Source organism: Bradyrhizobium neotropicale (assembly GCF_001641695.1).
Taxonomy (GTDB): Bacteria; Pseudomonadota; Alphaproteobacteria; order Rhizobiales; family Xanthobacteraceae; genus Bradyrhizobium; species Bradyrhizobium neotropicale.
On record NZ_LSEF01000091.1, the window covers coordinates 132,855 to 146,488 of the forward strand.

Sequence of the window (13,634 nt, forward strand, 5' to 3'; positions counted from 1 at the left end):
CGATCTCAGAGGAAACGATTGGGTGCGAACGGCGCGAGCTGAATCTCCGGCGTCTTGCCGCTGAGCAGTTGCGCGACGAGACGGCCGGTCCGGGCCGAGCCGACCAGGCCGACATGGCCGTGGCCGAAGGCGTAGACGATGTCGCGCGAGGCGCGCGCGTAGCCGATGCAGGGACGGCCGTCCGGCATGCTCGGACGGTGGCCGAACCAGGTCTTGATGCGCGAAGCCGGAATGTCCTTCGGCAGTTTCGGGAACATGCTGAAGAGGTTGTTGCGCAGGATCTCGGCGCGCTTCCAGTTCGGCTCGGCCTCGAGGCCTGCGATCTCGACCGTGCCGGCGGCGCGCAGGCCCTTGTCGGTCCAGTTCACCACCATCTTGGCATCGGACGCCATCATGGAGTTGCGCGGACCCGACTCCGGGTTCTCGATCATGACGTGATAGCCGCGCTCGGTCTCGAGCGGCAGCGGATCACCGACGGATGCGGTCAGCCGCTTTGAGTGAGCACCAGCGGCGACAACTGCGGCATCGCAGGCGATCTCACCGCTCTCGGTGACGACCGCAACGAGCTTGTTGCCGTTGAGCTTGAGGCCCGTTGCCTTGGCGCGCACGAGCTTCGCCCCGCTCGCCAGCGCATGATTGGCAAGTGCTGCGACATAGGCGCCGGGATCGCGACAGCGTCCGGCTTCCTCCACCACCACGCCAAAGGTGTAGCGCGGATGCAGATCGGGCTCGCGCTGACGCATTTCGTCGGTGGAAAGCTCCAGCCATTCGACGCCGACACGCTTGCGCAGGCGCCAGCCGAGATCGTTGTCGAAGTTGCCGCGCGACGGGAAGACATGCATGACGCCATTGCGTTCGATCAGTTCCGGCACGCCCGCCTCTTCCGCAAGCTTCCTGTGCAGCAGCGGCGCGTCCTTCAGGAGATCACGCAGCGCGAAGGCCGTCTTCTCAACGCGCGCCTCGGTCCAGCCCGAGAGCAGATATTGGATCAGCCAGGGCAAGGCCTTCGGCAAATACGACCAGCGGATCGCGAGCGGCCCGAGCGGGTCCATCAGATAGCCCGGCACCTTCTTCCAGATGCCCGGCTCGGCCGGCGGGATCACCGAATGCGACGATAGCCAGCCGGCATTGCCATAGCTCGCCGCCTGTTCGCCACCGGGCTCGCCCGCGTCGATCAGCGTGACGCGGTGTCCTTCGCGCAGCGCCTCGATGGCGCTGATCACGCCGACCGCGCCGGCGCCGATGATGGCAACGTGGCGGCCGGTCGACATCAGCCGCCCTTTACTGCAGCCGCGAAATCCTTGCCGACCGAGATCGCGCGCGGATCGATGATGCAATGCAGGATCGACGGCTTGCCCGAGGAAAGCGCGCGCTCGAACGCCGGCGCGAACTCTTCGGTGCGCTCGACGCGCTCGCCATGGCCGCCGAACGCCTTCGCATACATTGCGAAGTCCGGATTCTTGAGCTGGGTGCCGACGACGCGACCAGGATAGTCGCGCTCCTGGTGCATGCGGATGGTGCCGTATTGTGAATTGTCGACGACGATGACGATCAGCGGCGCATCGTACTGCACGGCGGTCGCGAATTCCTGGCCGTTCATCAGGAAGCAGCCGTCACCGGCAAAGGCAACGACGACGCGATCCGGAAATTGCCGCTTGGCAAGCACCGCCGCCGGCACGCCATAGCCCATCGAGCCCGAGGTCGGCGCGAGCTGGGCGGCGAAGCTGTGGAAGCGGTGATGGCGATGGATCCAGCCGGCATAGTTGCCGGCGCCGTTGCAGACGATCGCATCCTTCGGCAGGCGGTCGCGCAGCCAGGTCATGACCTGACCATACTGGAATGTGCCCGGCAGCTCGCGCGCCTTGTCGGTCCAGGCGAGATAGTCGGCGTGCGCCTTGGCAGCCTCGCCCTTCCAGGCAACCGTCGCGGCCGGCTTCAGCGTCTCGACGGCGGCCGCGAACGCAGCCGGAGTCGCCTGGATCGCGAGCGCCGGCTGATAGACGCGGCCGAGCTCTTCCGAGCCCGGATGAACGTGGATCAGCTTCTGCTTCGGCGTCGGAATATCGAACAGCGTGTAGGACGAGGACGGCATCTCCGACATGCGGCCGCCGATCAGCAGGATGACATCGGCGCCGTCAATGCGCGCCTTCAGGCTCGGGCTCGGCCCGATGCCGAGATCGCCGGCATAGTGCGAATGATCGGCGTCGATCAGCGAGGCCCGGCGGAACGAAGTCGCGACCGGCAGGTCGAAGCGTTCGGCAAAACGCGCGATGCTCTTGGTTGCTTCATCCGTCCAGCGCGAGCCGCCGAGAATCAAGAGGGGCGCCTTGGCACTGGCGAGCATCGCGCAGACGCGCTCGATATCTGATGGCGCGGGCCAGCTCACCGCCGGCTCGATGCGCATTGCGTCCGCTACGGCGGCGGTTTCGGTCAGCATGTTCTCCGGCAGCGAGACCACGACAGGACCCGGGCGGCCCTGCATCGCGACGCGGAACGCGCGCGCGACCAGCTCCGGAATGCGATCGGGACGATCGATCTCGACCGCCCATTTCGCCATGGTGCCGAACACCGCCTTGTAGTCGAGCTCCTGGAAGGCCTCGCGCTCGCGCATGCCGGTATCGACCTGGCCGACGAACAGGATCATCGGCGTCGAATCCTGCATGGCGATGTGGACGCCGTGGCTGGCATTGGTCGCGCCGGGGCCGCGGGTGACGAAGCAGACGCCCGGCCGTCCCGTGAGCTTGCCATAGGCCTCCGCCATCATCGCGGCGCCGCCTTCGGCCCGGCAGATCATGACGTCGATCGGGCTGTCATGCAGCGCGTCGAGTGCCGCAAGATAGCTCTCGCCCGGCACGCAGGTGACGCGCTCGACGCCTTGGGCGACGAGCTGATCGATCAGGATCTGGCCCCCGGTGCGGGTGTTGCGAATGGTCATGACAGCTCCCTGCAGGCTCTGGCGATGCGCTTCACGGCCTCGCGCAAGTTTTGTTCGGAGGTGGCGTAGGACAGGCGGAAATAAGGTGCAAGGCCGAAACAGCTGCCCGGCACTACGGCCACGTCATGCCTCTCCAGAAGGTAGCGGCAGAACGCGCTGTCGCTATCGATCACGGCACCGTCGGGTGCACGGCGGCCGATCAGGCCGGCACAGCTCGCATAGGTGTAGAACGCGCCTTCCGGCCTTCGGCAGACGATCCCGTCGATGGCGTTGAGCGCATCGACCACGATGTCGCGGCGGCGCTGGAACGCGGCGCGGCGCTCCACGAGAATGCCTTGCGGCCCCGTCAGCGCGGCAATCGCCGCGGCCTGGCTCACCGAGGACGGATTGGTCGTGCTCTGGCTCTGCACCACCGCGATCGCCGCGATCAGTTCGCGCGGACCACCGCCATAGCCCACGCGCCAGCCGGTCATGGCATAGGCTTTGGAGATGCCGTTGACCGTCAGCGTGCGGGATTTCAGGCTCGGCTCGAGCGCGGCGGCCGTGACGAACGGCAGGCCATCATAGGTGAGGTGCTCGTAGATGTCGTCGGCCATCAGCCAGACATGCGGATGGCGCTTCAGCACGTCCAGGATCGGGCGGAGCTGCGCCGCCGAATAGGCCGCGCCGGTCGGGTTGGACGGCGAGTTGAGCAGCAGCCAGCGTGTGCGCGGCGTGATCGCGCGCTCGAGATCGGCCGCATCGAGACGAAAGCCGTTGTGGTCGCGGCAGAGCACGTCGACCGGTGTGCCGTCGGCGATGCGCACCATATCGGCATAGCTCGTCCAATAGGGCGCGGCGAGGATGACCTCGTCGCCAGGGCTCAACGTCGCCATGAAGGCGTTGTGGATCACCTGCTTGGCGCCGGCGCCGGCGGTGATCTCATCCGCGGCATAGACGAGGTCGTTCTCGCGGCGGAATTTGTCCGCGATCGCCGCCTTCAATTCCGGCGTGCCGTCGAGGATGGTGTATTTGGTCTGGCCGGCACGAATGGCGCGCTCGGCCGCGTCCTTGGCGTGGTCCGGCGTATCGAAGTCGGGCTCGCCGGCACCCAGCACGATCACCGGCCGCCCCTCGCGCTTCAGCCGTTGCGCAACCGCGCCGATCTTCAGGATCTCCGAGACGCCGATCGCGCTGATGCGCTGAGCGGGGCGGAAGCCGGTAGCTGGGGCCTGGACGGTCACGGCAAGCCTCTAGCTGCGTGCGGCGATCGCAATCACTTCGATACGGTAGGCGGGATCGGCGAGCTCGACCTTGCCGCAGGCGCGCGTCGGCGCATTGCCCGGCACGACCCAGGCGTCATAGACCGCGTTCATGGCGTCGAAATCGTCCATGGTCTTGAGCCAGACTTGCACGCTGAGCAGGCGCGACTTGTCGGTGCCGGCGCGCGCCAACATGTCGTCGACCTTCGCCAGCGCCTCGCGGGTCTGCTGGGTGATGTCCGCGGTCTTGGTATCCGCCACTTGTCCTGCGAGGAAGACGAGATCGCCGAACACGGAGGCGCGGCTGCGGCGGGCGTTCTGGTCGATGCGGGTGATGTCCGACATGGCGTGTCCTTGAATCTCAGCGGCCGGTGGCGATGATGCGGCGGCAATGATCGAGCGCGGCGCCGATGAGGTTGTCGCTCGCCTCCGGCGTGCGGAACGCCGAATGCGCCGACAGCGTCACATTCGGCAGTTTTGTCAGAGGATGGCCGGTGGGCAGCGGCTCGACAGTGAAGACGTCGAGGCCAGCATGGGCAATGTGGCCCGAGCGCAGCGCGTCGAGCATCGCATCTTCGTCAACGACAGCGCCGCGCGCGGTGTTGATGAGGATGCTTCCGGGACGCATCTGCGCGATGCGCTCGCGCGAGAGGAAGCCTTTCGTCTCGTCGTTGAGCAAAAGATGCAGCGAGATGACGTGACTGTCCGCGAGCAGCTTTTCCAGCGGAACGAACTCGACGCCCGGATGCGTCTTCGGCGTCCTGTTCCAGGCGATCACCTTCATGCCGCAGCCGGCCGCCATGCGCGCGGCTTCCGCGGCGATGCCGCCGAAGCCGATCAGGCCGAGCGTCTTGCCGGTGAGCTGGACCGCATCGCGGCGCAGCCAGTTGCCCTGGCGCATGCCGCGATCCATCTCGCCAAAGCTCTTTGCTGAGGCCCACATCAGCGCGATCGCGCATTCCGCGACCGCGGTGTCGCCATAGCCCTTGATGGTGTGAACGGAAATGCCGCGTTCAGCGAGCTCTTCTGGATTCATGTAGCTGCGCGCGCCGGTGCCGAGGAAGACGACATGCTTCAGCTTCGCACACTTGGCGGCAGTCGCGGTCGGCACGGCCGTGTGGTCGACGATCATGATCTCGACGCCGTCGAGCAGGCCGGGCAGATCGTCGGGCTTGATGGACGGGTTGCGGTTGATGCCGACCGGCAGCTTGTCGGTGCGCAGCAGCTTGTCGGTGCGCAGCAGCTTGTCGGTCACCGCTGCCAGGGTGTCGTTCGCATCGACGAATAGGGCGCGCACAGGCCTCTCCTTCAGCTTACTTCCGTATTGCGTTCAGTTTTGTATTCAGGATTGAATGCCATTGACAACCCCCGTCGACGGGGAATTTCACTCAATCCTGCCAAGATATTGGGCTCATTTTTGCCTTGCCGCACAGATGGACAGCAAAGAGAAATACCGTATTGCATTTTACTCTGAATACAGAAATAGTCCATAGGCCGGACATCATCCGAGTCAAATACGAGGAGGCAAAGTCCATGAATCGCAGGGATGCACTCACCACGGTCGCGCTGGCGGGCGCCGCAATTGCCGCGAGCAGCTCGGCCAAGGCCGACACCGCACAGACCTCCACGCTCGATCGCATCAAGAAGAACGGCGTGCTGCGCATCGCCGTCATCGTCGGCCAGGAGCCCTACTTCCATAAGGACCTCGCCACCGGTCAGTGGTCGGGCGCCTGCATCGAGATGGCCAACGACATTGCCAGCAAGCTCGGCGCCAAGGTCGAGACGCTGGAATCGACCTGGGGCAACCAGATCCTCGACCTGCAGGCCGACAAGGTCGACCTCGCCTTCGCCGTGAACCCGACGCCGGAGCGCGCGCTCGTCATCGACTTCTCGACGCCGATCCTGGTGCACTCCTTCACCGTCATCACCAAGAAGGGCTTTGCCAAGCCGCAGACCTGGGCCGAGCTCAACAAGCCCGAGGTCAAGATCGCCGTCGACATCGGCTCGACGCATGAGACGATCGCGCGCCGCTATTGCCCGAAGGCGACGATCCTCGGCTTCAAGAACCGCGACGAAGCGATCCTCGCGGTGGCAACCGGCCGCGCCGACTGCAACGTCTCACTGGCGGTGCTCTCGGTCTCGACCCTGAAGAAGAATCCGAACCTCGGCGATCTCGCGATCCCGCGGCCGCTGCTGACGCTGCCGACCAACATGGGCATCCGCGCCGAGAGCGATCGCCGCTACAAGGATTTCCTCAGCGCCTGGGCCGACTACAACCGCTCGATGGGCCAGACCCGCGAATGGATGCTGAAGGGCTTTGAAGCGGTCGGCCTCACCGCCGACGACCTTCCAGGTGAAGTGCAGTTCTGACGGCCGCTAGATGTATGTCTGGGAGTTCGCGGCGCTCAAGCCGTATTGGGGCCTGATCTGGCAAGGGCTCCTGGTCACATTGTTCTACACGGTGACCACGGTGGTCGCGGGCCTCGTGATCGGATTGACGGTCGGCATCCTGCGCACGACGGCGCCGCGCTGGGTCACGGTGCCGCTGCGCCTCTATATCGAGGTGTTCCGCTGCACGCCGCTGCTGGTGCAGCTCGTCTGGGTCTACTACGCCCTGCCCGTCCTGATCGGCGTCGACATGTCGCCGGCGATGGCCTGCTTCATCGCGCTGTCGCTCTACGCCGGCTCGTTCTACGCGGAGATCTTCCGCGGCGGCATCGAGGCCGTTGACGTCGGCCAGTGGGAAGCCGGACGCGCGATCGGCATGCGGCGCGGCAAGATCTTCCGCCGCATCGTGCTGCCGCAGGCAACCCAGGTGATGATCCCCTCCTTCATCAACCAGACCATCATGCAGCTGAAAAACACCTCGCTGGTGTCGGTGGTCGCGGTCGGCGACCTCCTCTACCAGGGTTCGGTGATCACCGCGTCGAGCTACCGGCCGCTCGAGGTCTACACCACGATTGCCGTGCTCTATTTCGTCGTGCTGTTCCCGCTGACCCTGATCGCGGACCAGGTTGAGCTGCGGATGGGAGCGCATCGATGAGTGCGAATGGCACGATGCTGGTCGCAGGCAACATCCACAAGGCGTTCGGCGATAACGAGGTCCTCAAGGGCGTCTCGCTGTCAGTCGAACGCGGCGAGGTCGTCACCCTGATCGGCGCCTCCGGCTCCGGTAAATCGACCTTTTTGCGCTGCCTGAACCTGCTCGAAATGCCGCAGCAGGGCGAGCTCGCGATCGGCACCCACAAATTCTCCTTCGGCAGGGGCATGCGCCCCGCGGGCGATGCGCAGCTAGCCCTCCTTCGCCGCAGCGTCGGCATGGTGTTCCAGCACTTCAACCTGTTCCCGCACATGTCGGTGCTCGCCAACATCACGGAAGGGCCGGTGCAGGTGAAGGGCATGGGGCAAGCGGAAGCGAACGCGCTCGGCCGCGACCTGCTCGCCAAGGTCGGCCTTGCCGACAAGGCCGACACCTTTCCAAGCCGCTTGTCAGGCGGCCAGAAGCAACGCGTCGCAATCGCCCGCGCGCTCGCGATGAAGCCCGACGTGATGCTGTTCGACGAACCGACCTCCGCGCTCGATCCCGAGCTCGTCGGCGAAGTCCTCTCCGTCATCCGCGGCCTTGCCGCCGAAGGCATGACCATGGTGCTGGTCACGCACGAGATGGCGTTCGCCGCCGATGTCTCGACCCGCGTCGGCTTCATGAACGACGGCATCATGGCCGAGATCGGCACGCCCGAAGAGACCATCCGCCAGCCCCGCAGCGAACGGCTGAGGGCGTTCTTGAGCCGGTTTCACGAGGCGCACTGAGGGCGTGTAGACCGCGAGGCAGTCAGGGCGCGCATGAGGTCCGCTGTGCCCTGACAGTTCGCAATGATTTGCGTGTTGCAATAGCAACAGCGATTGAGAAAATCGGAACGCACCCGGCGTCCGCCATACTTGCGGCAATTTGTGAGGCGCATTCTCATACAAATGCTAGCTTAGATTGATCCGGCTTTCTTGCACGCCGTCACACAGAAGTCGTGCGGCGCCGAGTTGACTATTGCGCGTCCGGGAATGAGCGAGCCGCGCAATTTGCCTGGAACGTGGAGCATGCGGGCAGACCTTGTTCGAGAGCACTTCGCTTTCGCGGCAGGCATCCCCTTCCACGGACGACGCCAGCAGGCCGTGCCACAGCCGTCTGGTCATGCGTCGTTGAAATGGCAGCTTCTCTCGTGGCTTGCGCTGCTGGTGACCGTTGTGCTCGGCTCCGCCGTGCCGGGGGGAGCCCAGACGCCGTTCGGCTTTACGAATGACCCGGCGACATGGATCGGTGGTACGGGTACAGATCAGTGGAACAACCAAAACAACTGGCAACCCCAGTCAGGCGGCCATGGCGTGCCGCTGCTGATTGCGAACTTCACGAACCTCGCCCCGGTTGCCGACAGGACGGTCCGCGACCAAAACAGCCAGTCGATCGGCGCGCTCAACTTTACCGCGCCGAGCTATGTCTTGAGCCTTGAGAACGGCAGCGTGTTTACCGTCAATGGCACGGGGTTCGTCATCAATAACCCTGCCAACAGGCCAATCGTCGACGTCGGCGTCGTCCACGGCGGCACCATCAAGTTCACCAACGCCTCCACTGGAGGCGTCGCGAAGTTCGTGATCGCCTCGAACGGTACTCTCGACATGTCGGGCCGGACGACGCCAACCGGCATGACCGCGGGCGCGATCGATAACGCCGGCAGGATCATCGTCGCCAACAGCAACGCCAACAGCGTCGGCAATGAGCTCACCGTCTTCGGGACTTATAATGGCCTTGGAGGCTCGATCTACCTGAGAACGGACCTGGGACCGGACAGTTCGCAGTCCGACAAGCTCGTCATCGATAGCAGCAGGGCCGTTAATGTGGCCGATGGTCCGGCCCAAGCCATTGGCAGCACTCTTCTGCACATCGTCCCTGGTCCGAACAGTCCCGGTGCCTACACGACCGCAAACGGCATCCTTGTGGTCGAGGCGGTCAATGGCGGCACGACGGCGGAGAGCGCGTTCACGCTCGCCGGCGAAGTGCGCGCCGGGTTCTACGATTACCGTCTCTACCGAAGCGGCTTCAACGGCACCAATCCGGATGACTGGTTCTTGCGCTCGACTTTTAACGGAGGCAACGGAAACGGCGGCAATGGCGATGGTGGCGGCAACGGCGGCAATGGCAATGGCGGTGGCGGACCGATCACGCCGCCGGATGAGCTGCCGCCAGACGTGCTGCCGGAAGATCTGCCGCCGGTCCTGCCACCGGGTGTCTACCCGATCATCGGGCCGGAGATTGCAACCTATGGCGTGGTACAGCCGACTGCGCGGCAACTTGGGCTCGCCACGCTCGGTACCTTGCATGAGCGCATCGGCGACACGCTCGCAATCGGAAATGCTGGAGGCAACGGCTGGACCAACTCAGTCTGGGTCCGCGGCTTCGGTGAGCAGATCAACAATCGGTATCTCGCCTTCGCCGATCCGCGCACCGAAGGCCAGTTGGCCGGCTTCCAGAGCGGCATCGATCTGTGGCGCGGCAGCCTGCTACCGGGGCATCGCGATGCCGGCGGCATCTACTTCGCTTACGCCAATGCCAACGTCGATGTGACGGGTCTCGTCACCAATGAAGCGGCGACCAACTATGTGCTCCGCAAGACGGGCAGCCTCAATCTCAATGGCTGGTCGGGCGGCGCGTATTGGACGCACTACGGTCCGAGCGGCTGGTATGTCGACGCGGTGTTGCAGGCGACGGCCTACCAAGGCACTGCATCGACGATGTTCGCCTCGCTCCCAACCAACGGCTTCGGTTTCGTCTCCTCGCTGGAGGCCGGCTATCCGATTCCGGTACCGGCGCTCGGGCCAGGCTTCGTGCTGGAGCCGCAGGGGCAGATTGTTTGGCAGCACGTGTCGTTCGACGGCGCCAATGACGGCCTCGGCGACGTAGCGCTCGGCTCGACGTCGGGCGCGAGCGGGCGACTGGGTCTGCGCGGCCGTTGGACCATCATCGGCGATGGTGGACTGGTCTTGCAGCCCTATGTCCGCGCCAACCTCTGGCGGGACTGGGGTGCACGAGCGACCACGACGTTTTCCGGTGTCGATGTGGTTCCGTTGCTGGAGCAAGGGACACGCCTTGACTTGAGCGCGGGCGTGACCGCCAAGATCGACGCCGGGCTGAGCCTTTACGCTCAGGCCGGCTACCAGTTCGCGGTTGGGAATACCGATGGCCACAAGCGAGATGGTGTTCGCGCAGATCTTGGCCTGCGCTTCGCGTGGTGAACCCGCGTAAGCCGGCCAGGAACGCCAACGATAGGTAGCAACGCGAATACCCGCTGGACCTGATCGTCCGGAAGGCCGCACGTCTCACAAGTTTCCAAGACAGGCTTACGCGCTGCCGCAACCATCACTGGTTCATCATCTCATCGACACCCGCTGAGTGCTGAGATCGTTAATCGTATGACTTATTCAAAGTCCTGTTTGCGCGGCAAAGGTGTGCCGTTTGAGTACCGCAATTGTCCGTACTTGATCTCCCCCGAGGGCTCTGTTTGGATTAGTTTTCGTTGGGCAATTCATGTTTCGGATAATCCTAGTGGATCAGACAAATGGATACCGTCGTTCATTGACAGCCAGTTCGCCGGAAAGCATTGCGGCGGACCACCGCACTGGCATCGGCAATCGGCTGCTGGCGGCGTTGCCGCCGGCGGATCTCGGCTTGCTGACACCCCACTTCCAGAAGGTCTCGTTCGAACCCGATGCCGTCCTGGTGCGGTCGGGCGATGAACTCGACCCAGTGTACTTTCCCCATAGCGGCGCAATCGCCTTCATGCTCGATATGCCGGACGGGCAGACGGTCGCAACCACATTGATGGGACGGGAAGGCGCCTTGGCCTCGTTCTCCGTGCTCGGCCCGTCGCTTTCATCCGTGACCGCGGTTGCTCGCGTGGCCGGCACAGCCTCGCAGATCTCCGCCGCCAGGTTTCGGGCCGCCTATGCGCAGAGCGCCGCCATCCGGAATGTCGTGCAGGTCCATGTCCGCGCGCTGTTGTTGCAGCTCCAGCACGTTGCTGCCTGCAACGCGTTACACCTGGTGGATAGCCGTATGGCGCGGTGGCTCCTGCAGCTCCACGACCGCGTTCCCGATGATCGCCTTCCGGTGACGCAGGAGGCGCTTGCGCAGTTGCTTGGGGTGCGGCGGACAACAGTGACCCTGACGATGAACAAGCTGCGCGCGGCCGGCGCAGTCCCGTCCGACCGGCGCGGGTTCGTAGAGATCGACCGGACGCGGCTCGAGCGCGTCGCATGCGATTGCTATGGGCTCATGCAGCGCAAGATCGATCGGATGTATTGCCAGGAATTGTCGGCGCCGCAGCCTGCCCTTGCGCCAGTCCGGGAAACAACCGCGCGGTAGTGAGGGCGTGTATGAGGTCCACTGTGCCGCTGAGGGCGGCGCAATAGCGGACCTCACCGGAGGTCCGGATTGGTCCAAAAGGCAACATTCGAGAGAAGGCCACCGGCCAAAGCCAGGCCCTAGCGAGGGCGGGTCTTTTCGATGAAGGCGTCCCATTCATCACCGACGGCGATCCGAAACAAGCCAGGAGGGATCGCACCCACATTTGCCGGCGCGAGATCACCGAGCGCTGGGCCACATGCCTTGATGAAGAAGTTGACGGCATCGCCAGTCGTCAGAACCCCAGCCGCCTGAGCCGTTGGCGCATGCGTGCGGACACAGGCTTTAAGGTTGGAAACGACTTGCCGCAATCTATCGTTTTGCTCTGTCTGTGCGGACACCGACCAAGGCACAGTTGCAAGCAGCAGTGTGATTGCGGTTCTCAACGTACAAATTCCACAAGATAAGCCCGCCAGAATTGGGTTAGATCATTGCGGTTTAAGTGTGGATGGCACCCGCCAACGCGCGGCAGAAATCCGCTTACGACCGGTAGCGGTTCATCATACCCGCAACAGCAGGTCTTGATATCGGCCAACCTGCTTTAGCAGTGCGACGCGAGCGCATCCGCCGAGAAAGGGCAGAGTTGCTTCCACTTGCGAGGCCTGAACCAGAGCTATGCGGGATTTTGGGTGACGAGGTGATCAGGCGGCGTGGGTTGCCGGCATTTGGATGACCTCGATGCCGTCGTTGAATCTGACACCTGCGATGACCTTCGGCAACTGATTTGTGCCTTTGAGCCGCCGCCAGGTCTTTGATGCGGCGATCACCAGTTTGAATACCATCAGCTTGGCGGTGGTCGGCGACAACGAGCCCTTGGTGCGCACCGTCCTGTGCCGCACGGTGGCGAACACGCTCTCGATGGGATTGGTCGTGCGCAAGTGATCCCAATGTTCGGCAGGAAAGTCGTAGAAGGCCAGCAGCGCGTCGCGATCCTTGATCAGACATTCGACCGCCCGGCCGTACTTGGCGCGGTATTTCTCGGCGAAGACGTCGATCGCCGCTTCGGCGGACGCCCGGCTCGGCGCCCAATAGACCTCGCGCAAATCTTTCTTCATGGTGGCCTGCACCGAGAGAGGGACCTTGTCCAGGACATTCACGGTCTTGTGCACCCAGCAGCGCTGGTGCCGGGTGCCGGGAAAGACCTCGTCAAGCGCCTTCCAGAAGCCGAGTGCGCCGTCGCCGACGGCAATTTCGGGCGCGATCTGCAATCCGCGCTGCTTGACGTCGATCAGGAGCTCGCGCCAGCTCTGCGCGCTCTCCCGCACGCCGACCTGAAAGCCGATCAGTTCCTTCCTGCCTTCTGGCGTTGCGCCGATCAGCACCAGCATGCACTCGCCGTGGTCTTCCATGCGGGCCTGCAGGAAGACGCCATCGGCCCACACGTACACATATCGCCGCGCCGACAGATCGCGCTTCTGCCAGCGCTCGTACTCGCCTTGCCACTCGGCCGTCAGCCGGGAAATCACCGCGGGCGACAGGTTCGGCGCCTCCTTGCCCAGCAAGGCCGTCAGCGCCTCCTGGAAATCGCCGGTCGAGATGCCGCGTAGATAGAGCACCGGCAACAGCGCATCCAGACTTCTGGTCCGCCGTGCCCACAACGGCAGGATCGCCGAGCTGAACCGGATCCGCTCGCCATCGCTGGCCGCCCCGCGGTCGCGAATCTTCGCCCGCGCGACCTCGACCGGGCCGATGCCGGTCTGGATCGTCCGCGCCGGGCCGTAGCCATGCCGCACGACACGGGCGCGTCCGTCGGCAAGCTTCAAGTCCTTCACCGTGGCAAGAAAGGTCTCGACTTCGACCTCGACAGCCTGCGCCAGAAGCTGCCGCGCACCAGCGCGCAGGATATTGGTCAGTGGATCATCGATCGCGTCGGGCTGACGAAGCGGGACAATGTTGCTAGTCTCGTTCATGGCGTATCGCTCTCCTTGAGAGGTTCTGGCAGGCTTCGACACCCGCCTCGATACGCCGCCTATCTCAGGCCGTCATCACCCAGCTTCCCGCATAACTC

Annotated in this window: 11 protein-coding genes; 5 read left to right on the top strand and 6 right to left on the bottom strand. The window is 64.2% G+C overall.

What is annotated here, in order from left to right; genetic code table 11:
- Positions 1–5: 5 nt before the first annotated feature.
- From AXW67_RS31580 to AXW67_RS31600, 5 genes are read right to left on the bottom strand one after another with little or no spacing between them, the layout of a single operon-like run.
- Entirely contained in the window at positions 6–1,271 is a 1,266-nt protein-coding gene (locus AXW67_RS31580; protein ID WP_063681066.1) for an NAD(P)/FAD-dependent oxidoreductase, read from the bottom strand.
- Positions 1,271–2,935 carry a thiamine pyrophosphate-binding protein gene (locus AXW67_RS31585; protein ID WP_063681067.1) on the bottom strand — a complete coding sequence of 555 codons (1,665 nt, stop codon included), beginning with the start codon at positions 2,933–2,935 and terminating at the stop codon, positions 1,271–1,273. Before AXW67_RS31585 ends, AXW67_RS31580 begins: the two co-directional genes overlap by 1 nt.
- On the bottom strand, positions 2,932–4,158 hold the full coding sequence (locus AXW67_RS31590) for a pyridoxal phosphate-dependent aminotransferase (RefSeq protein ID WP_063681068.1): 1,227 nt from the start codon (positions 4,156–4,158) through the stop codon (positions 2,932–2,934). The genes AXW67_RS31585 and AXW67_RS31590 overlap by 4 nt, the downstream gene beginning before the upstream one ends.
- Positions 4,159–4,167: 9 nt before the next feature.
- Positions 4,168–4,521: a RidA family protein gene (locus AXW67_RS31595; RefSeq protein ID WP_063681069.1), complete on the bottom strand. Its 354-nt coding sequence runs from the start codon at positions 4,519–4,521 to the stop codon at positions 4,168–4,170.
- Positions 4,522–4,537: 16 nt separating this feature from the next.
- Positions 4,538–5,473 carry an NAD(P)-dependent oxidoreductase gene (locus AXW67_RS31600; protein WP_063681070.1) on the bottom strand — a complete coding sequence of 312 codons (936 nt, stop codon included), beginning with the start codon at positions 5,471–5,473 and terminating at the stop codon, positions 4,538–4,540.
- A 236-nt stretch (positions 5,474–5,709) separates the two neighbouring features.
- Here AXW67_RS31600 and AXW67_RS31605 point away from each other — a divergent pair, with 236 nt between their 5' ends.
- From AXW67_RS31605 to AXW67_RS31625, 5 genes are all read left to right on the top strand, one after another.
- Positions 5,710–6,546, top strand: coding sequence for a transporter substrate-binding domain-containing protein (locus AXW67_RS31605; RefSeq protein ID WP_063681071.1), 837 nt, complete (start codon positions 5,710–5,712; stop codon positions 6,544–6,546).
- Positions 6,547–6,556: 10 nt separating this feature from the next.
- Positions 6,557–7,219, top strand: a complete 663-nt coding sequence (locus tag AXW67_RS31610; protein ID WP_063681072.1) for an amino acid ABC transporter permease — start codon at positions 6,557–6,559, stop codon at positions 7,217–7,219.
- Entirely contained in the window at positions 7,216–7,986 is a 771-nt protein-coding gene (locus AXW67_RS31615; protein ID WP_063681073.1) for an amino acid ABC transporter ATP-binding protein, read from the top strand. Before AXW67_RS31610 ends, AXW67_RS31615 begins: the two co-directional genes overlap by 4 nt.
- Before the next feature lie 246 nt (positions 7,987–8,232).
- Positions 8,233–10,458 carry an autotransporter family protein gene (locus tag AXW67_RS31620; RefSeq protein WP_245315783.1) on the top strand — a complete coding sequence of 742 codons (2,226 nt, stop codon included), beginning with the start codon at positions 8,233–8,235 and terminating at the stop codon, positions 10,456–10,458.
- Positions 10,459–10,798: 340 nt separating this feature from the next.
- Positions 10,799–11,587, top strand: a complete 789-nt coding sequence (locus tag AXW67_RS31625; RefSeq protein ID WP_063681074.1) for a Crp/Fnr family transcriptional regulator — start codon at positions 10,799–10,801, stop codon at positions 11,585–11,587.
- A gap of 680 nt (positions 11,588–12,267) precedes the next feature.
- Here the strand turns inward: AXW67_RS31625 and AXW67_RS31630 are convergent.
- Positions 12,268–13,536: an IS256 family transposase gene (locus tag AXW67_RS31630; RefSeq protein WP_063678926.1), complete on the bottom strand. Its 1,269-nt coding sequence runs from the start codon at positions 13,534–13,536 to the stop codon at positions 12,268–12,270.
- Positions 13,537–13,634 lie beyond the last annotated feature (98 nt).

What these genes read in the sequence shown, in the direction of transcription:
- AXW67_RS31580 (WP_063681066.1), bottom strand. Translation starts at nt 1,271, where the DNA reads ATGTCGACCGGCCGCCACGTTGCCATCATCGGCGCCGGCGCGGTCGGC.
- AXW67_RS31585 (WP_063681067.1), bottom strand. Translation starts at nt 2,935, where the DNA reads ATGACCATTCGCAACACCCGCACCGGGGGCCAGATCCTGATCGATCAG.
- AXW67_RS31595 (WP_063681069.1), bottom strand. Translation starts at nt 4,521, where the DNA reads ATGTCGGACATCACCCGCATCGACCAGAACGCCCGCCGCAGCCGCGCC.
- AXW67_RS31605 (WP_063681071.1), top strand. Translation starts at nt 5,710, where the DNA reads ATGAATCGCAGGGATGCACTCACCACGGTCGCGCTGGCGGGCGCCGCA.
- AXW67_RS31610 (WP_063681072.1), top strand. Translation starts at nt 6,557, where the DNA reads ATGTATGTCTGGGAGTTCGCGGCGCTCAAGCCGTATTGGGGCCTGATC.
- AXW67_RS31615 (WP_063681073.1), top strand. Translation starts at nt 7,216, where the DNA reads ATGAGTGCGAATGGCACGATGCTGGTCGCAGGCAACATCCACAAGGCG.
- AXW67_RS31620 (WP_245315783.1), top strand. Translation starts at nt 8,233, where the DNA reads ATGAGCGAGCCGCGCAATTTGCCTGGAACGTGGAGCATGCGGGCAGAC.
- AXW67_RS31630 (WP_063678926.1), bottom strand. Translation starts at nt 13,536, where the DNA reads ATGAACGAGACTAGCAACATTGTCCCGCTTCGTCAGCCCGACGCGATC.